The sequence below is a fragment of the Ruegeria sp. AA3 genome (assembly GCF_056542905.1).
Genome location: NZ_JBQGAQ010000001.1, coordinates 104,041 through 128,201 on the forward strand (window position 1 = coordinate 104,041; position 24,161 = coordinate 128,201).

A 24,161-nucleotide genomic window follows, 5' to 3' on the forward strand; every position below is an offset into this window, starting at 1 on the left:
CATGGGCGCAGGGCCTTATGCTGCGGGCAAACCAAAAGGTGCCGCAGTGCAGAATAATCCGCATACCACGCTTATCACTCCGAAAGCGCCCGTTGCCGCCAATACCCATGGCGGCCGGGCGAAGTGCCTGCAAAGACTGGTCCGACTGGACATGCCGGTGCCACGCACGGTGGCGCTGTCTTTTGACGCGGTGCAGCGCATCGCGGAGGGTCAGGTGCCTGACATCGCCGCCATTCTGGAACAATTCGATGCCGAGGCGCTGCTGTGTGTACGGCCTAGTTCAGAAGACCCAGATTGGGGTGGCCCGGGCGCAGTGCTGAACATCGGTATGAATGATGCGCGTTATCTCGATCGATCGGCGGATATGGGCGCAGAAGCGGCGGCGGCGCTCTATCTTCGGTTCGTGCAGAGCTACGCGCTGCATGTGGCCCGTCTGGACCCGGATGTATTCGATGATATCGAGACGGATGGTCGCGAAGGGCTGAGCTTGTCTCTGCGCGCGTATGAAGATGAAACCGACGAGGTCTTCCCTCAGGATCGGGGTGAGCAGTTGATCGGTGTCTTGCGGTCGATGGCGCGGGCGTGGGATGGAACCTCGGCCCGGTTGCTGCGACAGGCCAAAGGGGCACCCGCAGATGCCGGGCTTGGACTGGTGATTCAGGAAATGATCCCGGGCGTGGGGCAAGGCGAATGTGGATCGGGCGTGCTGCAACTGATTGATCCGGCAACGGGCATGCCTCAGATCACTGGGCGGTATCTGAGCCAGAGCCAGGGGCGCGATGCGCTCGGCGAAGGCGTTGCTGCGCTGTATCTTGAGAAGGATGAGCGCGGACCATCACTGGAAGATGTGGCTCCCGAAGCTTTCGCAGATCTCAAGGCCAATGCTGCCTTGATGCGAGAGAAGCTGCGCGAAGAGATGCAGGTCGAGTTTGTCGTTCAGAACGGGCAGGTACATATTCTGGATGGTGTCCGGGTGCCACGCGGATCGCGAGCAGGCATGCGGATTGCGGTGCGTTTGGCCGAGGACGGGATCATCCCGCCGCAAGAGGCTGTGATGCGCATCGACCCGCACTCGCTTAATGAACTGCTGCACCGTCAGGTTCACCCAGACGCTGAACGTGATGTTCTGGCCACGGCCATCGCCGCAAGCCCGGGCGCTGCGACAGGTCGGATTGTATTTACCGCAGCCGAAGCGCAGGCCAGCGCTGCGCGGGGTGAACCTTGTATTCTTGTGCGCCGTGAAACTTCGCCCGAGGATGTGCGGGGAATGCATGCCTCGGTTGCGGTGTTGACCGAAAAGGGTGGGATTACCAGCCATGCGGCGGTGATCGGCCGAGGTTTGGGGCTGCCTTGTATTGTCGGCGCATCCGAGATGCGGTTTCAAACCAAGAAAAAGCTGCTGAACGCTCCGGATGGGCGGGTGTTCAAAACAGGTGACATTCTGACCATCGACGGCACATCCGGGCAGGTTCTGGCAGGCCAGCCCGAGATGCTTGAGGCAGCGCTGGATGATTGTTTTCAAACCTTAATGGGGTGGGCCGACGCCGAGCGGGACATCGCGATCCGCGCAAACGCCGATACGCCTGCCGATGCACAGACTGCGCGGAATTTTCAAGCAGAAGGGATCGGGCTTTGCCGGACTGAGCACATGTTCTTTGATCCGGGTCGTCTGACCGTGATGCGCGAGATGATTTTTGCGCAAACGCCCTCGGGGCGCGCTGCGGTGCTGGAACGCCTGCTGCCGATGCAGCGACAGGATTTTGTACAGCTGTTTCGGATCATGGAAGGGCAGCCAGTCTGTATCCGCTTGTTCGATCCGCCATTGCATGAATTTCTGCCCACAACCCGAAGCGGACAGAGAGAGCTGGCCGAGGCGCTGGACCTGCCCGTTTCTGATGTCGAGCGTCGGGTCGAGGCGATGAGCGAATACAACCCCATGCTGGGGCTGCGTGGCGTACGTTTGGGCGTGACTGTACCCGAAATCTACGACATGCAGGCGCGCGCGATCTTCGAAGCAACGTTGGAGGCCAGCAAGGAAGGCGCACCCGTGGTGCCCGAGGTGATGATCCCGCTGGTTTCGGCCAAGCGCGAGGTTGAGCTGGTTAAAACCCGGATCGATACGGTCGCGGCCGAGGTTGCCTCGGAGCAAGGGCAGGAATTCGACTATCGGCTGGGCGTGATGGTGGAAACGCCCCGGGCCTGTCTGCGCGCGAATGAGATTGCCCCGCATTCCGCCTTTCTTAGCTTTGGAACCAACGATTTGACTCAGATGACCTATGGATTGTCGCGCGACGATGCGGGGCGGTTCATGTCGGCTTACGTGAATTTGGGGGTCTTCAATGAAGATCCATTTCACGTTCTTGATGGGGACGGGGTTGGCGAACTGCTGAAGCTTGGGGCCGAACGTGGTCGGGAAGCTCAGCCGGACGTTACGCTTTCAGTATGTGGTGAACATGGTGGTAACCCCGAATCAATCGCCATCTGCCGAGCTCTGGGGTTTGACTACGTGTCCTGCTCCCCCTTCCGAGTTCCGGTCGCTAGGCTGTCTGCCGCTCAACTGGCGATTTCGTCCAAACTTGGGGGTTGACTAACTGTCCACTACCTAGAAATAGTGGCGAAGTAATTGCCCCGCTGTCGATGAAAATCGGTGGCGTAGGCGATTTTTTACTTGCATTTATTTGAAAACTGGACGTCTGCCTCGAAGTGGGGTATGTGCCTCGTCGCGCCCGCCGGGGGAGGGTATGGCGCGTTTGTGCCTGTGCGAGGTTATCTGATGAGACGCTACATAATGGCTGTCGCCGTGGGGGCCGCAGCCGTGCTGCCAAGTTTGTTGTTCGCCGAACGGCAGAACGACGAAAAACCTGTTGAACTGGTTGCCCGTAACGAGCTGCCAGCGCAGAACTTTCGCGACTATCTTACGCTGTTCAAGCCGCGTAAGGCACCGGAAAAGGTTGAAATCTCTTACACCAAAGGTTGGTTGGATCAGCAGCCCAACGCAAACGGAGATGAACAATTCCGTTGTCTTGCAGAGGCGCTGTATTTCGAAGCCCGTGGTGAAAGCGTACGCGGGCAATTTGCCGTAGCCGAAGTGATCATGAACCGCGTCGAAAGCGGACGCTTTCCGAATTCGCTTTGTGGTGTGATCAAGCAGGGAACCGGTAAGAAGTATCAGTGCCAGTTTACTTACACCTGCGATGGCCACAAAGAGGTCATCCACGAAAAGCGTGCTTACGAGCGTGTCGCCAAGGTTGCCCGTGCGGCGATTGATGGCGTTGCTGAAGAGATGACAGCGGGTGCCACACACTATCACACGAAGGCAGTTCGCCCGTCCTGGTCACGGGTTTACAAGGAAACTGCGCGGATTGGTGTGCATATTTTCTACAAGCACAACTATCGCACTGCCAGCAACTGATTGACGCACCAGCGCTGGAAAGGTGCTGGCTACAGGCGTTTTACCGACTATGTTGCGAGCCAGGAGGCTCGTAATGACCATATCACGCCGACAGTTTCTGCAATCGACCTTGGCCTTGTCGATGATGCCACGCGTGGCGATGGCATCGGCCTCCGAGTTGGTGGCACAGACTTCCATGCAGCAGATCGCGCCCCAAGGGTATCCGGAAACACCGATCTGGAGTTATGGCGGTGGTGTTCCGGGTAGCGAAATCCGTGTTCCACAGGGCGCCCGAGTGCGTCGCAAGCTTGTTAACATGCTGCCCCAACCAACGACTGTTCACTGGCATGGCGTCCGGATTGACAATGCGATGGATGGAGTGCCCGGTCTGACGCAGGAGGTCGTGCAGCCCAAGGCTAGTTTTGACTATGATTTCGAGGTGCCGGATGCGGGGACCTATTGGTACCACGCGCATAATCAATCTATGGAACAGGTCGCGCGAGGGCTTTATGGCCCTTTGATCGTCGAAGAGGCCATCGGACCCGATGTCGATCAAGACCTGAGCCTGATGCTGGACGATTGGCGCCTTGACCCCGAAAGCGCAGAGATTTCAGGCGAGTTCGACAATGGGCATGATCTGAGCCATGCGGGTCGGCTGGGCAACCTTATAACGGTGAACGGAAGGTTTGACCCTTCTTATCCGGTAAAGACGTCTGAACGATTGCGCTTACGGCTGATCAATGCGGCGAATGCCCGGGTATTCGACGTCACGCTCGACGGGCTCGCCGGCTGGATCGTGGCGCTTGACGGTATGCCGCTTAAGGTTCCGTTGCGGGTTAAAAACAGTTTCCCATTGGCACCCGCGCAGCGGGCCGACCTGATCGTTGATGTTTTGGCGAACTCGGGACAGGCGGCGAGCATTGTCAGCGTGGAGCGGGACGGCGCATACGGATTGCTCAAGTTTGACGTGTCAGGAGTTTCATCACGTGTTGCGCGCACTGAAATTGATCCGCTACCGGTAAATCGGATGCCCGAAATTACACTGCAGAACACTCCGCTGCATCGTATGACGATGCAAGGTGGGGCAATGCGCTGGCTGGAGAGCGCCAACTTGGGCGATGCGGAGCTTTCAGGTCGTGAGTTGGCACAGCTAGGGAGATTCTGGGCATTGAACGGATATGCAGAGCGGCCAGATGATCCGTTTCTGGATGTGCGATTGGGATCGGTTCATCGGATTGAATTTGCAAATGAAACGGCATTTCCACATGCCATGCATCTGCATGGCCACCATTTCCGCATAATCTTGCAGGATGGTACGCTGGGGCCGTGGCGTGACACTGTTCTCGTTGAGCGTGGGCAGGTGCGGCGGGTGGCGCTTGTCGCCGACAATCCAGGTAACTGGCTGTTGCATTGTCACATGCTAGGCCATGCGGCATCGGGAATGATGAGCTGGTTTCGGGTCACGTAACGCCGCAATCGATAGCTGGAAAGGCGCATGTTACGGTGCTATACGCCCGCGAAACGCCTAAAGTGGGCTGATCAGTCCACCGAGCCCGAAAAGGTCCGACGTATGAGCTCTGAAATCCGCCTTGCCTTCGCGCATCCCTCTGAGCGGTCCGAGGCAACCGCACCTCGCGGTCCTTTGGATCGTATTTCTTTGCGGGATCACATTGTCGAAGTTGAGATCGGTGCCTTCCAGGCTGAACGCGGCACAACCCAACGTATCTGTTTCAACATCGTCGTTGAAGTGCGTCCGTTGAGCGATCCTATTGATGATGATGTGGATCGCATTCTGTCTTATGACAGAGTAACCGAAGCGATCGCGTTCGAATTGGCGGCTGAGCGGTTGAATCTTCTAGAAACACTGGCTGACCGCGTGGCTGAGCGAATTTTGCATGAGCCTCAGGCCGTAAGAGCTTTTGTTCGAATTGAAAAATTGGATCGCGGCCCCGGTGCGCTGGGGGTCGAGATCGTCCGCGGAAAGGATGCGGTGCATCACGACGTGACCGAAGAAGAGCGGCCTCATCCGCGGCTTGTTTTCCTGTCAAATGCCGCGATTGAATCCGAAAATCTGACTGGCTGGATCGATCAGCTCGAGAACCGTCAGCGCCCGCTGATCTTGTGTGTTGGCGCCTCTGATCTGGCGGTGTCGCAGACTGGCCATGCCATGACGCAACGCAGGATTGATCTGCTGGCGATCGAGCAGAACGCCTGGGTGTTGGCCGCAAGGGATTTCCGTTGCGTAGTCGTCTCGACACGGACCGAGTTGGATTGGGCGATGAAAAACGGTCAGATATGCGTTTGGGCGCCGTCGAAAGTAGTGTTGGATGCGGTAGATGGCCCGTCTGCGGCACCGTCGGATGCAGTGGCACTGGCTGCGTGGTTCGCGGCAACATTTGAAGCCAGCGAAATGCTGGTGATCGGCGGAGACCTTCCCGAGGCCCCTAAAACGCCGTTGCGTGCAATTCCGGTCGAACAGGCGCAACTGTGACCGTCTACTACCGTCCTTTGGTTCAGCACGGAGACCTTCGTCCTGACGGAGCGATGTCATTGGCAGATCAGAAGCTTTGGTTTACACAAGCCGAAAAGATCGAACGCGGGAAAATCAAGAAGGTCGTGGATGTCTCTGATATTCCAGAGGAACATCTGGTTCGATTTGTCCGCCCGCGCACCGCGATAGCCGGGCTTGATATGGCGCAGCCTCAGATCATGGGCATTCTGAACGCGACGCCCGATAGCTTCTCGGATGGAGGGGTGCATAACTCGATTGACACAGCGCGCACCGCTGCGGTCGAGATGGTGGCGCATGGTGCAAGCATTCTGGATATCGGCGGCGAATCCACACGCCCCGGAGCTGATTTCGTGCCGGAGGACGAAGAAATTGCGCGTACGCGCCCCCTGATCGAGGCGATCCGCTCCGAAACCGATGCGTTAATCTCGATCGATACTCGTAAAGCCAGCGTTGCCAAAGTTGCGCATCAGGCTGGCGCGGGGTTGATCAATGACGTGTCTGGGTTCACTTTCGACCCGCAACTTGCGCCATTTTGCGCACAGATCGAGGCTCCGGTCTGCGTAATGCATATGCAGGGTGATCCGGCCACGATGCAGGATGACCCGCAATATGACGACGTTTTATTGGACGTTTACGATTTCCTAGATGGGCAAATCACTGAATTGGTAGGGCAGGGCCTGAACCGCGATCTGATTATCGTCGATCCCGGCATCGGGTTTGGCAAAAACACAGATCACAACCTAACCCTTTTGCGTAATCTCAGCCTGTTCCACGGGTTGGGCTGCCCAATCCTGTTAGGCGTTTCGCGCAAAGGGTTCATTGGCGAGATCGGCAAAGAGTCGCGCAAGGATGCCCGCGCGCCGGGATCAATCGCGGTTGCTCTGGCGGGAATATCACAGGGCGTGCAGATTGTGCGGGTACATGACGTGGCCGAGACGGCTCAGGCCTTGCGTCTATGGGCCGCCGTCCGGTAATTCGGACACAAGGAATTTCAGGAGAACGACTTATGCGCAAGCTGTTTGGAACCGACGGAGTGCGGGGCACCGCCAACACGCACCCGATGACGGCGGAAATGGCATTGCGTATCGGTGCTGCTGTGGGTCGGTATTTTCGCCGGGATGCGTCAGGCGTGCATCGGGTGGTCATTGGTAAGGACACAAGGCTGTCTGGCTATATGCTGGAAAACGCGTTGACGGCGGGCCTGACCTCTACGGGCATGAATGTGCTGTTGCTGGGGCCGGTACCGACGCCCGCAGTCGGGTTGATGACTCGTTCGATGCGTGCAGATTTGGGCGTGATGATCTCGGCCAGCCACAATCCGGCGATCGACAATGGTATCAAGTTTTTTGGGCCAGATGGCTTCAAATTGTCTGATCAGGCAGAGATTGAGATCGAACGGCTGATCGAAGAAGGCGTAAGCCCCGCGCAGGCACAGAATATCGGCCGTGCGCGTCGGGTCGATGATGCGCGCTTTCGTTACGGAGAGCGGGTGAAATCCTCGTTGCCGCGCGATCTGCGTCTGGACGGGCTGAAGGTCGTGATCGACTGCGCAAATGGGGCGGCGCATCGGACAGCGCCCGAGGTTCTGTGGGAGCTGGGTGCGGATGTGATCCCGGTTGGGACTGCACCTGACGGCAAGAATATCAACCTCGATTGCGGCTCGACACAGCCCCGCGTTGCGGCCGAGACCGTAGTATCGCATGGCGCAGATGTCGGCATCTGTCTAGATGGTGACGCCGACCGGGTGGTTGTGATCGACGAAACCGGCACCGTAGCTGATGGGGATCAACTGATGGCCCTTTTGGCTTCCTCGTGGTCTCGCGCTGATCAGCTCAAAGGCGGTGCGCTGGTGGCAACGGTGATGTCAAACCTCGGGCTGGAACGGTTTCTGGCGGGCCAAGGGCTGCGGTTGGAACGCACTGCCGTTGGTGACCGGTATGTAGTCGAACGGATGCGCGAAGGTGGCTTCAATCTGGGTGGTGAACAATCGGGCCATATTGTTATGAGCGATTATGCCACAACCGGCGACGGGCTTATGGCAGGGCTCCATTTTCTGGCCGAGATGGTACAGACCGGAAAGAAGGCCTCGGAACTGTCGCGCCAGTTTGAGACGGTGCCGCAACTGCTGAAAAATGTGCGTTTTAGTGCCGGTCAGGCGCCGCTTGAGGCCGCCAGCGTCCAAAGTGCTATTTCCGACGCCGAAGCACGCCTGAATGGTCAGGGACGCCTGTTGATCCGCAAATCGGGAACCGAACCTTTGATCCGGGTTATGGCTGAATGCGAAGATTCCACCCTGCTGAACCAGGTTGTTGATGGGATTGTGGCCGAGGTCGAGGCCGCCACTGGCTAACGCCCGATCAGCATTTTGCGCAGGCTGAACCATTGGCTGATCGCCAAACCAGTCAGAATCATGAGTAGAGCGATGTAGAAGCGCAGAGGCAAAGCCTCGGACAGAATCCACGCTCCGAAGACCATTGACCAGATGGGCACCTGATAATTCACCAAGGTCATAAAAACCGATCCGGCGCTACGGATGATCGACACGCGAAGCAATGTGGCGAAGGCTGTTGGTATCAGCCCCAGAATTATGATGGCAAGTCCTGAGCGCGTACCTTGCCATGTGGGTGTTCCTTCAGTCATCAGCATGATCGGTAACAAGATCACTGCGCCAACGACCAGTGTCAGTGCAGACAACGTTATCGGGTCAATTGGCGGACAGCGGCGGGTGATAACGGATGAACTGGCATAGCAGAATGCGGCGCCTATACAGGCAAGCTGGGCCAGTGGCTCGGCCCCTTGGCCCAGCTGTGCCAGGCCGGGACCGATCAGAACAAGCGCACCGGAAAATCCCAGCGATACCCCAACCAAGCGGCGCAGGTTCATAGGCTCATCCGAAAAGAAATGTGCCAATGGCAGCACCATGAGCGGAACTGCGGCCATCGACAGGCCCGCAAAGGCCGATGGCACATATTGCTGGCCCCAACTCAGCAACACAAAGGGCAGGGCGGTAGAAAGCACTCCGATAACAGTGACGAACCACCAAAGTTGAGCACTCATCGCGGGCATTTTGCGCCGTGTGATCCGCATCAACAGCAGCAGTGTGACCGCGCCCAGAGTTGTGCGCGCGGTGGCCACAGTAATGGGGCCATAGCCTTCAAGAGCTATGGCCACGACCATGAAAGTGGCCCCCCAGATGAGGCCGAGTGCTGCGATGCCGCTCCAGTCGCGGTGGTCGGGTTGTTGAACCATTCCATCCCCTTATCCTGCGATCAGGTCGGTGTCACGATGCGATCTTGACTTTATGTAAGTATATGTTTACCGTTAGTCATGACTTACCAAGATACGTTCTATGCATTAGGTGATCCGACCCGTCGGCAGGTGTTCGAAGCGGTAGCTGACAAGCCCCGTGCAGTAGGTGAACTGGCAGGTGAATTGCCCGTTAGTCGCCCTGCGGTATCCCAGCATCTGAAAGTGCTTTCCGACGCTGGTTTGGTCGAATGCCGCGCTGAAGGCACCCGACGGATTTATGCGGCGCGGCCCGGCGGGCTGAATGAAATGCGGGCGTGGTTAGAGCGCTACTGGTCTGATGTTCTGGAAAGCTTCGCAATTGAGGTAAATGAAGGGGGGCAGGACATATGACGGATCCAATCATCAAAACTGTAGTTGTAAATGCAGCGCCACAACAGGCTTTCGGCATATTCGTCAAGCGCACAGCATCATGGTGGCCACTGAACCGGCACGCGGTATCAGCAGGGGCGGGCAAGGCGGCTTTGGGTGTCGTGATTGAAACTGAAGTTGGCGGCGCAGTCTATGAAGTGATGCATGATGGCGCACGGGCCAAATGGGGGGAGGTTCTGGATTATGAGGTCGGTCGCCACTTTGCTATGAGCTGGCATCCGGGCACTGATCCAGACAAACAGACCCGCGTCGAGGTGAAGTTCGAGGAACATGGGCAGGGACAAACCAAAGTTACGTTGACCCATTCGGGTTGGGAGGTCTGGGCTGCTGAGGCGCAAACCAAGCGAGATGGCTATAACAGTGGATGGGATTATGTACTTGCGACCTGTTTTGCCGATGCGGTGGGCAAATGAAAAGGGCGGCCACATGGGCCGCCCTTTCACTAACAGACGTCAGGCCTAGTTCTTTTCTTTGTCGACCATTTTACCGGCCGAGATCCAAGGCATCATACCACGCAGTTTGGCACCGGTTTCTTCGATCATGTGCTCGTCATTGGCGCGGCGGGCCGCTTTGATGGTCGGCTGACCAACGGCGTTTTCCAGCATGAAGTCACGAACGAATTTGCCCTGCTGGATGTCGTTCAGAACCTCTTTCATTCGTGCTTTGGTCTCGTCGTATTTCAGGATACGCGGGCCGGTGACGTACTGGCCGTATTCGGCCGTGTTCGAGATCGAGTAATCCATGTTGGCGATGCCGCCTTCATAGATCAGGTCAACGATCAGCTTCACCTCGTGCAGACACTCGAAATAGGCCATCTCGGGCGCGTAACCGGCTTCGACCAAGGTTTCAAAGCCGCAGCGGATCAGTTCGACCAGACCACCGCACAGAACGGCCTGCTCGCCGAACAGGTCGGTTTCGCATTCTTCGCGGAAGTTGGTTTCGATGATGCCGGAACGACCGCCGCCGATGGCCGAGCAGTAGGACAGGCCGATTTCCAGCGCTTTACCGGTCGCGTCGCTGTGAACCGCCACCAGGCAGGGCACGCCGCCGCCTTTGGTGTATTCGCCGCGCACGGTGTGGCCGGGGCCTTTGGGGGCCATCATGATGACGTCGACGCCCTCTTTTGGCTCGATCAGGCCGAAATGCACGTTCAGGCCGTGGGCAAATGCGATGGCGGCACCGGGCTTGATGTTGTCATGCACGTATTTCTTGTACGTCTCGGCCTGCAGTTCGTCGGGCATGGTGAACATGATGACGTCGCACCAAGCGGCGGCTTCAGCGATGCCCATCACTTCCAAACCTTCCGCTTCGGCTTTCTTCGCTGAAGGCGAACCTTCGCGCAGCGCTACGACAAGGTTCTTGGCGCCCGAGTCACGTAGGTTCAGAGCGTGGGCGTGACCTTGCGAGCCGTAGCCCAGAATGGCCACTTTCTTGTCTTTGATCAGGTTGATGTCGCAATCGCGATCGTAATAGACGCGCATTTTGCCGGTCCTTTCTGTTTCGATTGCGGTGGTTTTTACTTTGTATTTCCAAGGATAGCGATGGCTCTATCCTTGGAAAATCAAGAATAAATGCCTTGTCTATTCTTGAAAAATGCTATTCTTGTGAAATTCATGTTAGATGATCTGGATCGCCGAATATTACGCCATCTGCAGGCCGAGCCGAGCTTGTCCGGTGCGGAACTGGCCGAACGTTGCCGCAGCACGCAGGGAGTTTGCGGGCGACGGATCGAAAAGATGCAGGCGGCGGGTATCATCGAAGGACAGGAGGCGGTAATCGATTGGACCGCTCTGGGATATGCGGTAGAAGTGTCGCTGCGCGTGACCTTGGACAAGACGCAGGCACGGGCCTTTGATGAGTTTACCGAGGCTGCCCGTGAAGTGGCCGAGGTGATCGAACTTCAGACATTTCTGGGGCGGGTCGATGTGCGCCTTTCAGTGCTGGCGCAGGACATGAGCCACTACCAACAGGTCTATCGGGATCGAATCCTGACACTGCCGCATATCGCAGATATTGAGGCCTTGATGCACATTGCCCGAGTCAAACAGGATGAGGCATTGCCGATATGATCGAATTGGACGAAATCGATCGAAGGATTTTGCGCGCTTTGAGGCAGGATGCCACCCAAAGCGCCGGTGCATTGGGGCGCAAATTCGGGTTGTCTCAGCCCGCCACCTGGCGCCGAATTAAGCGGCTGGAAGATGCGGGTGTGATCAAAGGTCGACGATTGCGGCTGAACGCCGAAGCGCTCGGGTTCGGGGTAACGGTGTTTTTGGGCGTGAAACTAGCGCGAAAAGGTCAGGTTAGCCTTGAGGATTTTGAACGCGCCGTCAGTGCCATTCCAGAAGTGCAGACAGTCGAGCATGTGCTAGGGCTCTACGATTATCGCTTGCGGGTTGTGGCGCGGGACCTGGCTGATTTCGAAAGAGTCTTGCGGAGACGCGTTATGACTCTGCCCGGTGCCGGGGAAGTCGAGGCCAACGTATTGCTAAGCGAAGAGCGCCTTCCAGGACCGATTGGTTAGTACTTTGAGCGGATTCGAAATCCCGGATGATGGGTCATGCGGGCAAAAGTCATGGGGCGGCCGTTTTTCCATGTGGTCCGCTCGAGCTGGATCATCGATGTCCCAGTCGTGGTGCCCATGAAATCAGCTAAGCGCCCATCTGCAGAGATGGCGCAAAAGGCGATCTCAGCTTCGGTAAAAGGTGCTGCGTTCAGCAACCATTCATGAGGGCCGCTTTTGTTCAGATCGGCGTGTTCAACCTCGGGAACGGCTTCAATATTGATCCAGCGCTCTTCAAGCTGGAAGGGACGATTGTCAGCATAGTGCATACAAATCACATGCAAGACACGCGCATCCGGCTCGACATTCAATTGAGAGGTCAGCCAGCCGGGGCTGTAGACCACCTTACGTTCCACCAGTGCGTAGCGATAGGCCGAGTTCTGATTCTCAACTGCCTGACGTGCCAGCGAAATCTCAAGTTTGGCTTGTTTGCGCGGCTCTTTTTTAACCCGTGTCCCGCTTTTGCGCTTACGCTCGACAAAGCCCTGTTCTGCAAGTTCCCGCAACGCCCGGTTGACTGTAGCGCGGGCGCAATTGAATTCTTCCGCAAGTTGGGTTTCGGTGGGCAGAAGTGAGCCCTGTGGCCAAATACGTGATTCAATCCGCCGTTTAACTTCGTCCCGGACGACCTGAAAATTGATCCGCTTTTGCGCAGTCACGAGCTAAAAAATCCATTCTTGTTCAAAGTGAGTGTATCTGGTCAGAAACACGTCAGGGTGTAAAGAGATGGTGACACTAGTTGGCGTCATTTCTGCTAATTGTTGCATGTTAAATCTCAAAGTAAAACTTAAGGTTGCGGGTTACTTAGGGTCAACCAATCTCGGTGCTTTGAAGCTTTACCCCGAGGCAAGGAAAAGGCAGAAACAAGTGGCGATAGGAAAGGACGCATGATGCCTGCATTACTTGGAACCGTTGATCCCAATGGCCTTGAAGAGTTCTCGGTCGTATTTACTGATCGCTCGCTCAACCATATGTCCGCAAACTTTCAACAGGTTATGCGCGATATCTCTGATATGTTGCGCGAGGTATACAATGCTGAAGGTGTCGCCATTGTTCCTGGAGGCGGGACGTACGGGATGGAAGCGGTTGCGCGACAATTTGCACGCGGAGCAAATGTTCTCGTGGTTCGCAACGGCTGGTTTTCCTATCGCTGGAGCCAGATCATAGAATCAGGTGAGTTGACCGGTTCGACGACGGTTTTGAAAGCCCGAGAGACCGGGAATGCCAGCCCTTCGCCCTTTGCACCTGCTCCGATAGAAGAAGTTGTCTCGACAATCCATGAGAAACGTCCGGATGTCGTTTTTGCCCCGCATGTCGAAACCTCTGCTGGGGTGATTTTGCCTGATGACTATGTAAACGCAATGGCAACCGCCGCGCATGAGGTGGGTGCGCTTATGGTACTGGATTGCATCGCGTCGGGCTGTGCTTGGGTCGATATGAAGGCAACCGGTGTGGATGTGCTGATTTCGGCTCCGCAAAAGGGGTGGAGTGCGACGCCCTGTGCCGGTCTTGTCATGCTGTCCGAGCGGGCCGAAGCACGGTTGACCGAAACCACATCTGACAGTTTTGCGATTGATCTGAAGAAATGGCGACAGATCATGCAGGCCTATGAAAATGGCGGCCATGCCTATCACGCCACGATGCCCACGGATTCTCTGCGTGCCTTTCGCGATACCATGCTTGAAACACGTGAGTATGGATTCGAAAAGTTGCGTGCGGCGCAGTGGGCTTTGGGGGATGGCGTACGGGCTTATCTGAAGGATAAAGGCGTGATGTCGGTGGCAGCCGAAGGATTTGGCGCGCCCGGAGTGGTCGTCAGTTACACTGCCGACCCCGAGATTCAAAACGGTAAGAAGTTCGCGGCTTTGGGCATGCAGATCGCGGCAGGTGTTCCGCTTCAATGTGATGAACCGGCTGGGTTCAGCACATTCCGTCTGGGGCTGTTTGGCTTGGACAAACTTTATGATGTCGACGGCACGATTTCGCGCCTGACACGCGTTTTGGATCAGGTATTGTAACCGGCAAGGCGGGCAGAAGCCCGCCTGACGGATCAGCGGACGCCGAGGCCCATTTGCATCAGCGTCTTCCGCACTGTTGGTAAGGAATAGAGCGCATTTAGCCCCATCGCCCTTGCGTCACGCAGCGGTCGCGCCTCGATCATCGAGGCGCGGTTCAGCAGATCGATACCTTTGACGCGCAGTCCGATCTCAGTATGGCGGGCCTTATGATAGGCATCCAGCATTTGTGCGTCGCCCAAGCCTTCGGGCCGGGCCTGCGCTAGTTCCATCAAACTACGAAGATCGCCGAGCGACATGTTCAGCCCCTGCGCGCCGATAGGGGGGACCACGTGTGCGGCTTCGGCCATCAGGGCAATGCGTTCACCAGCCAGACGTTCCGCCGACTGGCTGATGATTGGCCAGATTGTCCTGCGCGAAGCGAGTTTCAGCGGTCCGAACAGCCCGCAGGAGCGTTCAGTCATCGCAGCCTCGAATGTCTCGGCTCCGAGGTTCAGCAATTCGACCGCGCGTGGGCCGCGTTCCATCCAGACAATCGCAGACGACGGCTGACCCTGCCAATCGGGCAGGGGGACCAAGGTGAAGGGTCCACCGGACCGATGGATTTCGGTCGAAACATTGTCGTGCGGGATTGGGTGAGTAACGGCGAAGGCCAGAGCTTTCTGGCCGTAGCGGGTGGTATGCACGCTAATTCCGGCGGCTTCCCGCATCGGCGAGTTTCGTCCGTCTGCGGCGATGACAAGTTTGCAGCGGACGCGGCTGCCATCGCTCAGACCAACACGTGCTTCATTGGTGCGGGTGAACAGGCTGATCGTGGCAGTACCGGGTCGGAAATCGACGTTTGGCAATTCCCCCAGCCGTGCCACCATCTCACGCCGCAGCAGCCAGTTGGGCAGGTTCCAGCCGAACGGTTGATCCGAGATATCAGCGGCGTTGAAATCGCGTACCACGCGGGGTTCGGGTACATCACCGCCTGCGTCCACAATGCGCATGATCTGCAGAGGGGCAGCATGTGCATCCAAACGCGCCCAAAGTCCACATTGCTCTAGCAACCCATGGGCGGGCTGCAAAAAGGCAGTAGTGCGCAGATCCGAGCCATCCACGTCGCGTTCTGTGATCGGTGGTGAAGGGTCGACGCAAATCACGTCAAACCCGGCAGCACCAAAGGCGGCGGCGGCGGTCAATCCGGCGATTCCACCGCCAGAAATCAGGATGTCACAGCTGTCGGTCATGAATATGTCTCCGTTGCCGCAGACACTAGTGCTGTTGCGAGGTGGGTGCCAAGTGACATCCTGTCTCGTGCCTTATCCGCGAGAGATCAAAATCAGGACAAGGAACATCGTCGGCACCATCATCAGTGCAGGGATGTAAAGGCCAGGCAGGCCGAACAGAAGGATGGAACACCCCCACATACTGACGAGTGCTGCGGCCGAGTAGTACAGGTCTTCGGCCTCGGCATTGGCCACATCCCGGGCCATCCAGCCAAAAAGCGGGATTGCAAACAACAGGCGCTGCCACAAAGGCGGGCGCGCTGGGATATCGAGCGCAGTCATTGGGATCTCCGATTCTGTTCGTCGCTGAGCTGCATATGGGGCTGATGCTGCGACTGCGAAACGCACAGATCGTCGCAGTGTGACAGCCTATCGCAGGCGGCCCAGAAATCCGGTCAGATCGTCCGTGTGATGGTGAATGTGATCTGCATGGTGTGGATCAGGGGCGACGTGAACGGTACGCATTCCCATCTCATGCGGCGCTGCCAGGTTGCGTGGATCATCCTCGAACATGGCTGCTTGTGTGGCTTCGATTCCGTCCTGAGCAAAGATGGCTTGGAATGCAGCCTTTTGCGGTTTTGGGCGATAGCCCGCATGCTCAATTCCGTAGATCGCATCGAATAGCCCATCCAGCCCACGAGCAGCCAAAACACGCTGTGCGTAAGGCGCTGACCCATTGGTATAGACGATGCGGCGGCCCGGCAGCGCACGAATGTGATCGGCCAATGTCGCGTCGGGCTCCATATGGCTCATATCCACTTGATGCACTGCATGCAGATAGGGATCGGGGTCCAGATCGTGTTCGGCCATCAGGCCGGCAAGCGTGGTGCCGTATTCACGCCAGTAGTGCGAACGGAGCCGATCGGCCTCGGGTCGGTCGACGCCGATCGCTTGCACCACGTAATCCGTCATCAGCACCTCAATCTGATCGAACAGGCGCATATGCGGTGGGTAAAGTGTGTTGTCGAGGTCGAACACCCATTGGGTGACGTGAGTAAAGGCAGGTTTGACCATGGTTTGGGTTTAGGGCGATGAACGATGGTTTTCAATGCCGCACTTGATTGCCAGGGTGTGAGGCGGCTAGACATGTCCGAACCAGGAGACATAATAGCCGATGCCCCAATCCAAACAGTCCAATACGGATGCCTATAGCCTGATACTCGAAGCAATCGATGTGGGCGTCTACAAGCCGGGCGACCGGTTGGTGGAAAGCGAGCTGGCCGAGCGTTTTGGCGTTTCGCGTACACCGATCCGCGAAGCGTTGCAGCGGTTAGAGACGCAATCGCTGCTGGAACGGGACGGGCGGTCTCTGATTGTGGCGTCGCTGGACCACAACCAGATGGCAGAACTATATGTCGTGCGACGCGAATTGGAGGGGCTCGCCGCAAGGCTGGCGGCCAAGCATGCGACCGAAGAAGAAATCCGGGTCCTTCAAGATATGGTAGATGCCGATGATGCGCTGGTGAATGACCCGTCTGCGCTTTCGCGTGCCAACCGCAGGTTTCACGAGCAGATCCATCTGGCCTCGCACAATCGCTATCTGGTGCAACAGCTTGATCTGGTGCACAGGACCATGGCGTTGATGGCGACTACATCCCTTGCGGCCGAGGGGCGCGGTGAAATCGCGCAGAATGAGCACAAAAACATCGTCGACGCGATTGCTGACCGCGATGAGGCAGGGGCCCAACAAGCCCTGCAGGACCATATCTCGGTCGCGTTCATGACCCGGCTGAAACAGGATGCGATCCTGCGCGAGAAATAGCAACCTCGCTTTCCTCGACCGCATGACCGTGCTGGGTTTTGTCCCAGAAGAATGGCCGTACCGCTAGTTCCCATAAGCCCTTATAGGCCGCCAGAACACCCAGTGGAAAATAGAGGACCATCATCGGAACCCAGGGCAGCAGAAAGCGCCTGTTGCCCGCGATGACGCCCAGCATGCCAGCCAAAAGATTTGCAGCCTCTGCAGCGAGCAATAAGTAAATGCAGTTTCGCAGAAAATCAGGTGTTGTGATGTGCTGATAGGGGTGCGGCAGATCGAGAAAGGTCAGCCAGAATACCCATAACACCGGGGCAAGTAGAAACTGCCCGAGCGTTCCAAGAAAAAAGGCCTGAAAGCCCAGAAAACGGAGCGGTCCCAGATCGCGCAGCAACCTTAACGGCGCGCGCATATGGACCAGATATGTAACCATGAATCCCTTCAGCCAACGCGAGCGCTGTTTGACCCAGGGCCAGGCCCGAAAATTAGCCTCTTCAAAGGTGGCGGTGCTGACGATTTCAGTCTTGTAGCCAGCCCGACAGAGACGAACGCCCAAATCTGCGTCTTCAGTAACATTATGGGCATCCCATCCGCCCAGCTCGACCAGCTTGTCTCGACGAAAAAAGAATGTGGTGCCACCCAGCGGAACCACAAGGCCCAATCGGGCGATGCCGCTGAGAATCACCCGAAACCATCCGCTGTATTCGATGGTAAAGCACCGTGACCGCCAGTTGGTGCGCGGGTTATAATAGTCCAGAACGCCTTGCAGGCAGACAACATCTTCGGGCGCGGCCGCAAAATGCCGGACAACGGATTCGATCTGATCTGGCATCGGGGCGTCTTCGGCATCCCAGACACCCAATATATCCCCGCGGCAGAAATCCAACGCATAGTTCATCGCACGAGGCTTGGTCGTTAGTTTACCCCGGTTCGGCACCTCAAGTACCCGTACCCAGCTGGGAAGCTCGACGTTATTCAGTGCGGCTTTGGTGACGCTATCCTGCTCTTCAAGCACCAATATGATATCGAGCAGCGCCTTTGGGTAAGTCAACCGTCGCAGACGGGCGATCAGGATTTCTGCGATTTCTTTTTCTTCAAAAAGCGGCACCAGTATCGACACACAGGGCAGGCGGATCGGATCTGCTGTGACAAGACGAGGGTTTCGAAGTGTCAAATGGGCAATCAGCCCCGAGACACGAAGGAGGAGGAACAACGCCAAAGTCGCAAGCGTTGTCCAAAGTAGAGCGGTGAGACCCAGCATTGGGAATGAGCTGCATAAAGTGATTAGCAGAACGACCAACGTGATAGGTCTGGCCCGAGCCGTTGCCGACCAGTTGCGACAGCTTTGTTGCGAATCGACGCGCGTTTCAGCGGCCTCCGTCAGATCGGCGGTAAAATGGCGCGCAATTGCGATATCAATCTGTTCGGCCCCGGCTAGAACCGGGACGATCGTATAGCCTGTATCACCTAACGCAGTTGAAACCGTATCGAACCGGTCAGGCCGCGCCGTTGCAATCAGCAGGATTGGCCCAACTCGCATCCAAGGCAGAACGTTGTGGGTTAGCCAAAACTCCAATGGTTTCAGCGCGCAAAGCTCTTCGGGCGGCGGAGTTTGATCCAGATCGGCAATTTGCAAGCCTGTTTGTTCGGACAGGGCAGAGAGAACTTCGGCCCGACTGGCCCAATCTTCACCAACAAGGATTTCCCCCAACGGGGCATTCTGGCGCGTTTGTAAATGCAACGCCTGTTGGAGCTGAGCCTCTGATATCACCCCTTGATCCCGCAGGCAGGCCCCAAGAGGTTTGCGTGAATGGGGGCCGGGAACCGGTTCCGCCGGTATCTGGCGTTTCAGATTCAGTTCAACCATAAGAATACCCTGCCGCGCTTCACAGACGGCAGGGTTGCTCAAACAGGGTTAATGCCGAGTTAACTCGACTAAATCGCACTTAGGCCTGTGTTTTTTGATCGGCCATTGCAGCGGCGAAACGTTCGAACAGGTAGAAACTGTCTTGTGGTCCGGGTGAGGCTTCGGGGTGATGTTGCACCGAATAGACTGGACGACCCGTCATGCGGATGCCGCAGTTTGAGCCGTCAAACAGTGAACGATGCGTCTCGATAACGCCATCGGGTAGGGATTGAGCATCTACGGCAAAGCCGTGGTTCATCGAGGTGATTTCGACCTTGCCGGTTTCCATATCCTTGACGGGATGGTTCGCGCCGTGGTGGCCGTGGTTCATCTTGACGGTCTGCCCGCCCAAAGCCAGCGCGAGCATCTGATGGCCAAGGCAGATGCCAAAGACCGGCAGGTTAGTGGTTTCCAACACTTCTTTGATCATCGGCACGGCGTATTTACCAGTGGCCGCCGGGTCGCCCGGGCCGTTGGACAGAAAGACACCGTCGGGCTTATGGGCAAGAACATCCGCTGCTGTCGCGGTCGCAGGCAATACGGTCACGTCACAGCCTGCCGATGCCAGGCAGCGTAGGATGTTTCGCTTGGCACCATAGTCGATTGCGACCACCTTATGTGACGGAGCTTCCTGTCGCTGGTAGCCGTCAGGCCAGGCCCAACGCATCTCATCCCAACGATAGCTTTGTGCGCAGGTAACGTCCTTAGCCAGATCCATGCCCTCAAGTCCGGCAAACCCGCGCGCAGCCGCGATCAAAGCTTCGATGTCGAAGTTACCTTCGGGGTCATGCGCCAGCGCTACATGCGGTGCACCTTGCTGACGGATAGCGCGGGTCAGGCGGCGGGTGTCGACGCCCCCAATCGCAATGCGGCCGCGACGGGCCAGCCACGCTTTTAGCTCTTCGGCAGAGCGCCAGTTTGAAGGCTCGGTCGGGTCCCATTTGACCACCATACCCGCGGCGACTGGATCGCCAGTTTCATCATCCTCCGGGTTCACGCCAACATTACCGATATGCGGGAAGGTAAATGTCACGATCTGGCCCGCGTAGGAGGGGTCTGTCATGATTTCCTGATAGCCGGTCATGGCGGTGTTGAAGCACAGCTCGGCCACCGTTTGGCCGGTGGCGCCAAAGCCAATACCGTAGAACAGCGTTCCATCGGCCAATGCCAGACATGCGGTGGGCTTGGACGGGGCGTTCTGGGCCATGGCGCGACTCTCCTGCAAGGTAAACGGACGCATACCTAAGGGGGTTAGCGCGTCGGGTCAAGCCTGTTCAAATTTTAGGCTATTGTTTAAAATCAATAACTTATGAAAGTATCGCCCCTGTTGTGCCCGCCTTTTTGTTTCGATATGGTCGAGGTTCCTTTGCCATGGGGATGGACAGACCATATGGATATGCGATCACGGGTGAATGCCGCCCTGAAGCAAGCAATGAAAGACAAAGAAGCCGAGCGCCTATCGACGCTGCGCCTGATCAATGCCGCGATCAAGGATCGTGACATTGCTTCGCGCGCATCCGTAAATGAAGAGGCCAAAGGCTGTGGCGATGCCGAGGTGCTTGAGATCCTTGGAAAAATGACCAAGCAGCGCAAGGAAAGCGCGCGCGCCTATGAAGAGGGTGGGCGCCTGGATTTGGCCGAGCGTGAGCTGCGCGAAGTCGAAGTGATCGAGGAATTCCTGCCCAAGCAGCTGGATGATGACGAGGTCAGCAAAGCTATTCAGACGGCCATCACGGCCACCGGCGCGGGGTCAATCCGCGATATGGGCAAGGTGATGGGCGAATTGAAAACGCGCTATACCGGTCAGATGGATTTCGGCAAGGTCGGGCCAATGGTCAAAGATCACCTTTGCGCCGCATCAAACGGCGGTTAATCAAGCAGAATCGCGCAGTCTCCGGGTTAAGTCATCGAACAGCGCGATCCGTTCCTCTTCAGTGAGGAATGCACCAATTTCGACCTCCCGGCCGTCTCCGACCAGTGTCACGTAATGGGGCACCGGACCACCGCTCGCGTGCATTTCGGGGCGCGCCCAATATCGATTGCAGGACCATTCCAGATCGTCTTTGCGTGGATTGCGGTGCACGAGGCGCGCCTGCGTTTTATCCAACGTGAGAACCTCGAACACGCTGCGTGCGCGATAGTTCATCTCAAATGCCAGCCAGAGACCTAGTACGGTCAGCAACAAGAAGGGCAGCAAGCCCCACAGCAGAACAGATCCCAGCACCGCAAACAGCGGAATCAGGCCGAACAGAAAGACAGCGAGAACAACCCCCATCGCGCCACGCGGTGGTAAGGAGTTATGCGGCCAGAGGCGCAACTCCTGCTCTGTATCTGAATTCTTGGTCCATCGATAAGGCATGGTTGAAACCTAGCGCAGCAACTGCCTGAGGCGAAGTGCAATCTGTCACACAACGTGTCCAACACGCACCCACGACAACGCGTCGTCCAGCCGGTCATCACCCCAAAACACCTCGCCGCGCACGACAAAGCTGGGTGCGCCAAACACACCCAGTTGGATGGCAGTGTTGGTCTCGTTTTCGAGAGATTGCACAATGTCCGGACTGCGCGCACGTGCGAGGGCTAGGCGGGGGTCCTGCTGACAACGATGCAGGGCTTCGGTGATGGCTGTCTCGGACCCGGCTTCTATGCCGTCTTCAAACCAGAGACTATAGAGCGATTGTGTATACGTCTTTCCCCAGCCTTCGGTCATTCCCAGTAGGGCAACCTGATTGGCCAATGCGAGGTCCGAAATTGGGTAGGGCGCTGGCAAGTTGGCGTGAATATGATACTTGGCCGCCCGGCGCTCTATATCCCGCCACATGTAAGCGGATTTGACCGGTTTGCCAGCGAAGGGGATGTTCTGCTGTTCTGACATTACGGTCCGCACATTGAACGGCCGCCAGTTCAACTTGGCATCGTGTTCGGCACTCCAATCGTCCAGGCGTTTGATCGTCAGAAAGCTGTAGGTGCTACCTATTGAGAACCAAAAGTCGATCTCGGGCATCGTAAACCCCTTCGGTTGACCGGATATTTTGCCCGGACCAGAATACTCTATTTTTGCTGTTCTGGCGACTGCCCCGCTTACACAGGTCAGGCAGGAACAAAAAACCCCGCCTAAATGGGCGGGGTTTTCTTGTCATTCAGGTCGGGATCAGTGCGCGTGGCCTTTATCCCAATCCTCCTGCTTCGGCAGCTGCTCGAACGTGTGTTCAGGCGGCGGCGTTGGCAAGGTCCATTCCAGCGTATCCGCGTATTCGTTCCACGGGTTCGGCCGCGTCTCTTTCGCGCCGCGCAGCAGGGCGTAGATCACGATGCCAAAGAACAGCAGGAACGAAGCGAACGAGATGAATGCACCAATCGACGAAACAAAGTTCCACTGCGCGAACGCTTCGGGATAGTCGATGTAGCGACGTGGCATGCCCTGACGACCCAGGAAGTGCTGCGGGAAGAAGGTCAGGTTGGCGCCGATGAAGAACAGCCAGAAATGAACTTTGCCCCAGAACTCGGAATACTGACGGCCTGTCATCTTCGAGAAGTAGAAGTATACGCCAGCGAAGATCGCGAAGACTGCACCCAAGCTCATCACGTAGTGGAAGTGCGCAACGACGTAGTAGGTGTCGTGATAAGCACGGTCTACACCTGCTTGCGACAGCACCACGCCGGTTACACCACCAACTGTGAACAGGAACAGGAAGCCGAAGGCGAACAGCATTGGGGTTTTGAACTCGATCGAGCCGCCCCACATGGTCGCAATCCACGAGAAGACCTTGACGCCGGTCGGAACCGCGATGACCATAGTGGCCAGCATGAAGTAGGCTTGCTGACGCAGCGACATGCCAACGGTGTACATGTGGTGCGCCCACACGACAAAGCCCAGAACACCGATCGCAATAATCGCCCAGACCATCGGCAGGTAACCGAAGATCGGCTTGCGTGCGAAGGTCGCGATCACGTGGCTGATAAGGCCAAAGCCCGGCAGGATCACGATATACACTTCGGGGTGGCCAAAGAACCACAGGATGTGCTGATACAGGATCGGATCGCCGCCACCGGCCGGATCAAAGAAGGTGAAGCCGAAGTTGCGGTCCATCAGCAGCATGGTGATCGCGCCCGCCAGAACCGGCAGCGACAGCAGAATCAGCCACGCGGTGACAAAGATCGACCAGCTGAACAGCGGCACCTTGAACAGGGTCATGCCCGGGGCACGCATGTTCAGGAAGGTGGTGATCATGTTGATCGCGCCGAGGATCGAGGAGGCGCCCGATACGTGCACAGCAAAGATCGCAAGGTCCATGGACATGCCGCCCTCGGTCGTGGACAGCGGTGGATACAGAACCCAGCCGACGCCCGAACCGAGCTGATCGTTACCACCGGGGCTCAGCAGCGAGGCGACGCCCAGCGAGGTCCCGGCGACGTACAGCCAGAAGGACAGGTTGTTCATCCGCGGGAACGCCATATCCGGCGCTCCGATCTGCAACGGCATGAAATAGTTGCCAAATCCGCCGAAGAGGGCCGGGATAACCACGAAGAACATCATCAGGACACCGTGATAGGTGATCATGACGTTCCACAGGTGTCCGTTGGGGGTACATGGATCGGCCATGAAACCTTCGAGGCACATGTACTGAACACCGGGGTGCATCAGTTCGAGCCGCATGTAGACAGTCATCAGAACCGAAATCAAACCGGCCAGCGCCGATACGATCAGGTACAGAATCCCGATATCCTTGTGGTTGGTCGACATGAACCAACGGGTAAAGAACCCACGCTGGTCTTCATGCTCGTGACCATGAATGGCTGCGTCTGCCATTAGGTGCCTCCTGTTGCAACTACACCGCGCAGTCGGACCTCTCCAACGCGCGGGATTCCTGCTGGTTTTAGATTGCAAGGGGGCGACCTTCAATGGCCGAGTTTGATCTGGATCAAGATTAATTGTCGCGGGCAGCCCATGCAGCCCGGCATTTCAACCTCTGATACTAGCGATTTGGGGGGGCAGTCCACGAATTCAAGTGGTGATGGGGGAATCCCGCTTGACCCGCATCGGGGGGCGGCACAGAACAGCAAAGAAG

At 57.1% G+C, this 24,161-nt stretch carries 24 protein-coding genes; 13 read left to right on the forward strand and 11 right to left on the reverse strand.

The features are described 5' to 3' along the window. Nucleotide 1 precedes the first annotated feature (1 nt). The 6 genes from ACR0JR_RS00565 (at nucleotide 2) to glmM (ending at nucleotide 8,253) form a co-directional block, all read left to right on the forward strand. Complete coding sequence (locus tag ACR0JR_RS00565; protein WP_480454634.1) at nucleotides 2-2,587, forward strand: putative PEP-binding protein; 2,586 nt, start codon at nucleotides 2-4, stop codon at nucleotides 2,585-2,587. Nucleotides 2,588-2,773: 186 nt separating this feature from the next. Then, nucleotides 2,774-3,412 carry a cell wall hydrolase gene (locus ACR0JR_RS00570; RefSeq protein ID WP_480454635.1) on the forward strand — a complete coding sequence of 213 codons (639 nt, stop codon included), beginning with the start codon at nucleotides 2,774-2,776 and terminating at the stop codon, nucleotides 3,410-3,412. Nucleotides 3,413-3,485: 73 nt separating this feature from the next. Next, nucleotides 3,486-4,859: a multicopper oxidase family protein gene (locus tag ACR0JR_RS00575; protein WP_480454636.1), complete on the forward strand. Its 1,374-nt coding sequence runs from the start codon at nucleotides 3,486-3,488 to the stop codon at nucleotides 4,857-4,859. A 102-nt stretch (nucleotides 4,860-4,961) separates the two neighbouring features. After that, nucleotides 4,962-5,882, forward strand: a complete 921-nt coding sequence (locus ACR0JR_RS00580; protein WP_480455172.1) for a dihydroneopterin aldolase — start codon at nucleotides 4,962-4,964, stop codon at nucleotides 5,880-5,882. Continuing rightward, nucleotides 5,879-6,877, forward strand: a complete 999-nt coding sequence (gene folP / locus ACR0JR_RS00585) for a dihydropteroate synthase (RefSeq protein ID WP_480454637.1) — start codon at nucleotides 5,879-5,881, stop codon at nucleotides 6,875-6,877. Before ACR0JR_RS00580 ends, folP begins: the two co-directional genes overlap by 4 nt. Nucleotides 6,878-6,909: 32 nt before the next feature. Continuing rightward, nucleotides 6,910-8,253, forward strand: coding sequence for a phosphoglucosamine mutase (gene glmM / locus ACR0JR_RS00590; RefSeq protein WP_480454638.1), 1,344 nt, complete (start codon nucleotides 6,910-6,912; stop codon nucleotides 8,251-8,253). Here glmM and ACR0JR_RS00595 read toward each other — a convergent pair. Beyond that, nucleotides 8,250-9,152, reverse strand: coding sequence for a DMT family transporter (locus ACR0JR_RS00595; protein ID WP_480454639.1), 903 nt, complete (start codon nucleotides 9,150-9,152; stop codon nucleotides 8,250-8,252). The genes glmM and ACR0JR_RS00595 overlap by 4 nt on opposite strands. A gap of 78 nt (nucleotides 9,153-9,230) precedes the next feature. Between ACR0JR_RS00595 and ACR0JR_RS00600 the strand changes: the two genes are divergently transcribed. Next, nucleotides 9,231-9,542, forward strand: coding sequence for a metalloregulator ArsR/SmtB family transcription factor (locus tag ACR0JR_RS00600; RefSeq protein ID WP_170469305.1), 312 nt, complete (start codon nucleotides 9,231-9,233; stop codon nucleotides 9,540-9,542). Then, entirely contained in the window at nucleotides 9,539-9,994 is a 456-nt protein-coding gene (locus tag ACR0JR_RS00605; protein WP_480454640.1) for an SRPBCC domain-containing protein, read from the forward strand. Before ACR0JR_RS00600 ends, ACR0JR_RS00605 begins: the two co-directional genes overlap by 4 nt. Nucleotides 9,995-10,039: 45 nt before the next feature. Here the strand turns inward: ACR0JR_RS00605 and ilvC are convergent, their stop codons facing one another. Next, nucleotides 10,040-11,062 carry a ketol-acid reductoisomerase gene (ilvC, locus tag ACR0JR_RS00610; RefSeq protein WP_170779055.1) on the reverse strand — a complete coding sequence of 341 codons (1,023 nt, stop codon included), beginning with the start codon at nucleotides 11,060-11,062 and terminating at the stop codon, nucleotides 10,040-10,042. Between the two features lie 132 nt (nucleotides 11,063-11,194). Between ilvC and ACR0JR_RS00615 the strand changes: the two genes are divergently transcribed. Together ACR0JR_RS00615 and ACR0JR_RS00620 are read left to right on the forward strand one after the other, a co-directional pair. After that, entirely contained in the window at nucleotides 11,195-11,650 is a 456-nt protein-coding gene (locus ACR0JR_RS00615; protein ID WP_170539044.1) for an Lrp/AsnC family transcriptional regulator, read from the forward strand. Then, nucleotides 11,647-12,105, forward strand: coding sequence for an Lrp/AsnC family transcriptional regulator (locus ACR0JR_RS00620; RefSeq protein ID WP_010439313.1), 459 nt, complete (start codon nucleotides 11,647-11,649; stop codon nucleotides 12,103-12,105). Before ACR0JR_RS00615 ends, ACR0JR_RS00620 begins: the two co-directional genes overlap by 4 nt. Here ACR0JR_RS00620 and ACR0JR_RS00625 read toward each other — a convergent pair. Further along, complete coding sequence (locus ACR0JR_RS00625) at nucleotides 12,102-12,803, reverse strand: GntR family transcriptional regulator (protein WP_170469317.1); 702 nt, start codon at nucleotides 12,801-12,803, stop codon at nucleotides 12,102-12,104. The genes ACR0JR_RS00620 and ACR0JR_RS00625 overlap by 4 nt on opposite strands. A gap of 231 nt (nucleotides 12,804-13,034) precedes the next feature. Here ACR0JR_RS00625 and ACR0JR_RS00630 point away from each other — a divergent pair, with 231 nt between their 5' ends. Then, nucleotides 13,035-14,162, forward strand: coding sequence for an aminotransferase class V-fold PLP-dependent enzyme (locus ACR0JR_RS00630; protein ID WP_319547309.1), 1,128 nt, complete (start codon nucleotides 13,035-13,037; stop codon nucleotides 14,160-14,162). A 32-nt stretch (nucleotides 14,163-14,194) separates the two neighbouring features. On the opposite strand, the gene ACR0JR_RS00635 is transcribed toward ACR0JR_RS00630, so the two are convergent. The 3 genes from ACR0JR_RS00635 to ACR0JR_RS00645 form a co-directional block, all read right to left on the reverse strand. Next, the gene (locus ACR0JR_RS00635; protein WP_170779051.1) at nucleotides 14,195-15,391 is read right to left on the reverse strand and encodes a UbiH/UbiF family hydroxylase; all 1,197 of its coding nucleotides are present in this window, start codon (nucleotides 15,389-15,391) and stop codon (nucleotides 14,195-14,197) included. Nucleotides 15,392-15,463: 72 nt separating this feature from the next. After that, nucleotides 15,464-15,712, reverse strand: a complete 249-nt coding sequence (locus ACR0JR_RS00640; RefSeq protein ID WP_010439320.1) for a hypothetical protein — start codon at nucleotides 15,710-15,712, stop codon at nucleotides 15,464-15,466. 87 nt (nucleotides 15,713-15,799) lie between these two features. Beyond that, complete coding sequence (locus tag ACR0JR_RS00645; protein ID WP_010439322.1) at nucleotides 15,800-16,444, reverse strand: pyrimidine 5'-nucleotidase; 645 nt, start codon at nucleotides 16,442-16,444, stop codon at nucleotides 15,800-15,802. Between the two features lie 100 nt (nucleotides 16,445-16,544). Between ACR0JR_RS00645 and ACR0JR_RS00650 the strand changes: the two genes are divergently transcribed. Further along, nucleotides 16,545-17,192 carry a GntR family transcriptional regulator gene (locus tag ACR0JR_RS00650; protein WP_480454642.1) on the forward strand — a complete coding sequence of 216 codons (648 nt, stop codon included), beginning with the start codon at nucleotides 16,545-16,547 and terminating at the stop codon, nucleotides 17,190-17,192. Here the strand turns inward: ACR0JR_RS00650 and ACR0JR_RS00655 are convergent. Further along, a complete protein-coding gene (locus tag ACR0JR_RS00655; protein WP_480454643.1) occupies nucleotides 17,149-19,053 on the reverse strand; it encodes a glycosyltransferase family 2 protein in 1,905 nt (634 codons plus the stop codon). The genes ACR0JR_RS00650 and ACR0JR_RS00655 overlap by 44 nt on opposite strands. Nucleotides 19,054-19,132: 79 nt before the next feature. Then, nucleotides 19,133-20,299 carry a glutamine-hydrolyzing carbamoyl-phosphate synthase small subunit gene (gene carA, locus ACR0JR_RS00660; RefSeq protein WP_480454644.1) on the reverse strand — a complete coding sequence of 389 codons (1,167 nt, stop codon included), beginning with the start codon at nucleotides 20,297-20,299 and terminating at the stop codon, nucleotides 19,133-19,135. Nucleotides 20,300-20,482: 183 nt separating this feature from the next. Here carA and ACR0JR_RS00665 point away from each other — a divergent pair, with 183 nt between their 5' ends. After that, a complete protein-coding gene (locus tag ACR0JR_RS00665; RefSeq protein ID WP_170539063.1) occupies nucleotides 20,483-20,965 on the forward strand; it encodes a GatB/YqeY domain-containing protein in 483 nt (160 codons plus the stop codon). Here ACR0JR_RS00665 and ACR0JR_RS00670 read toward each other — a convergent pair whose 3' ends face one another. From ACR0JR_RS00670 to ctaD, 3 genes are all read right to left on the reverse strand, one after another. Further along, nucleotides 20,966-21,451 carry a DUF2244 domain-containing protein gene (locus ACR0JR_RS00670; RefSeq protein WP_480454645.1) on the reverse strand — a complete coding sequence of 162 codons (486 nt, stop codon included), beginning with the start codon at nucleotides 21,449-21,451 and terminating at the stop codon, nucleotides 20,966-20,968. It abuts the gene before it with no gap. Nucleotides 21,452-21,496: 45 nt separating this feature from the next. Next, nucleotides 21,497-22,096, reverse strand: coding sequence for a DsbA family protein (locus ACR0JR_RS00675; RefSeq protein WP_480454646.1), 600 nt, complete (start codon nucleotides 22,094-22,096; stop codon nucleotides 21,497-21,499). A gap of 147 nt (nucleotides 22,097-22,243) precedes the next feature. Continuing rightward, nucleotides 22,244-23,902: a cytochrome c oxidase subunit I gene (gene ctaD / locus ACR0JR_RS00680; RefSeq protein WP_010439338.1), complete on the reverse strand. Its 1,659-nt coding sequence runs from the start codon at nucleotides 23,900-23,902 to the stop codon at nucleotides 22,244-22,246. Between the last annotated feature and the right edge of the window lie 259 nt (nucleotides 23,903-24,161).

Bases quoted from the DNA above. Each gene is read 5' to 3' on its own strand.
- ACR0JR_RS00595 (WP_480454639.1), bottom strand. From the start codon at position 9,152: ATGGTTCAACAACCCGACCACCGCGACTGGAGCGGCATCGCAGCACTC.
- ACR0JR_RS00640 (WP_010439320.1), bottom strand. From the start codon at position 15,712: ATGACTGCGCTCGATATCCCAGCGCGCCCGCCTTTGTGGCAGCGCCTG.
- ACR0JR_RS00630 (WP_319547309.1), top strand. From the start codon at position 13,035: ATGCCTGCATTACTTGGAACCGTTGATCCCAATGGCCTTGAAGAGTTC.
- ilvC (WP_170779055.1), bottom strand. From the start codon at position 11,062: ATGCGCGTCTATTACGATCGCGATTGCGACATCAACCTGATCAAAGAC.
- ACR0JR_RS00665 (WP_170539063.1), top strand. From the start codon at position 20,483: ATGGATATGCGATCACGGGTGAATGCCGCCCTGAAGCAAGCAATGAAA.
- ctaD (WP_010439338.1), bottom strand. From the start codon at position 23,902: ATGGCAGACGCAGCCATTCATGGTCACGAGCATGAAGACCAGCGTGGG.
- ACR0JR_RS00635 (WP_170779051.1), bottom strand. From the start codon at position 15,391: ATGACCGACAGCTGTGACATCCTGATTTCTGGCGGTGGAATCGCCGGA.
- ACR0JR_RS00600 (WP_170469305.1), top strand. From the start codon at position 9,231: ATGACTTACCAAGATACGTTCTATGCATTAGGTGATCCGACCCGTCGG.
- ACR0JR_RS00580 (WP_480455172.1), top strand. From the start codon at position 4,962: ATGAGCTCTGAAATCCGCCTTGCCTTCGCGCATCCCTCTGAGCGGTCC.
- ACR0JR_RS00605 (WP_480454640.1), top strand. From the start codon at position 9,539: ATGACGGATCCAATCATCAAAACTGTAGTTGTAAATGCAGCGCCACAA.
- ACR0JR_RS00615 (WP_170539044.1), top strand. From the start codon at position 11,195: ATGTTAGATGATCTGGATCGCCGAATATTACGCCATCTGCAGGCCGAG.
- ACR0JR_RS00670 (WP_480454645.1), bottom strand. From the start codon at position 21,451: ATGCCTTATCGATGGACCAAGAATTCAGATACAGAGCAGGAGTTGCGC.
- ACR0JR_RS00575 (WP_480454636.1), top strand. From the start codon at position 3,486: ATGACCATATCACGCCGACAGTTTCTGCAATCGACCTTGGCCTTGTCG.
- ACR0JR_RS00565 (WP_480454634.1), top strand. From the start codon at position 2: ATGGGCGCAGGGCCTTATGCTGCGGGCAAACCAAAAGGTGCCGCAGTG.
- ACR0JR_RS00675 (WP_480454646.1), bottom strand. From the start codon at position 22,096: ATGCCCGAGATCGACTTTTGGTTCTCAATAGGTAGCACCTACAGCTTT.
- ACR0JR_RS00620 (WP_010439313.1), top strand. From the start codon at position 11,647: ATGATCGAATTGGACGAAATCGATCGAAGGATTTTGCGCGCTTTGAGG.
- carA (WP_480454644.1), bottom strand. From the start codon at position 20,299: ATGGCCCAGAACGCCCCGTCCAAGCCCACCGCATGTCTGGCATTGGCC.
- ACR0JR_RS00570 (WP_480454635.1), top strand. From the start codon at position 2,774: ATGAGACGCTACATAATGGCTGTCGCCGTGGGGGCCGCAGCCGTGCTG.
- ACR0JR_RS00655 (WP_480454643.1), bottom strand. From the start codon at position 19,053: ATGGTTGAACTGAATCTGAAACGCCAGATACCGGCGGAACCGGTTCCC.
- ACR0JR_RS00650 (WP_480454642.1), top strand. From the start codon at position 16,545: ATGCCCCAATCCAAACAGTCCAATACGGATGCCTATAGCCTGATACTC.
- glmM (WP_480454638.1), top strand. From the start codon at position 6,910: ATGCGCAAGCTGTTTGGAACCGACGGAGTGCGGGGCACCGCCAACACG.
- ACR0JR_RS00645 (WP_010439322.1), bottom strand. From the start codon at position 16,444: ATGGTCAAACCTGCCTTTACTCACGTCACCCAATGGGTGTTCGACCTC.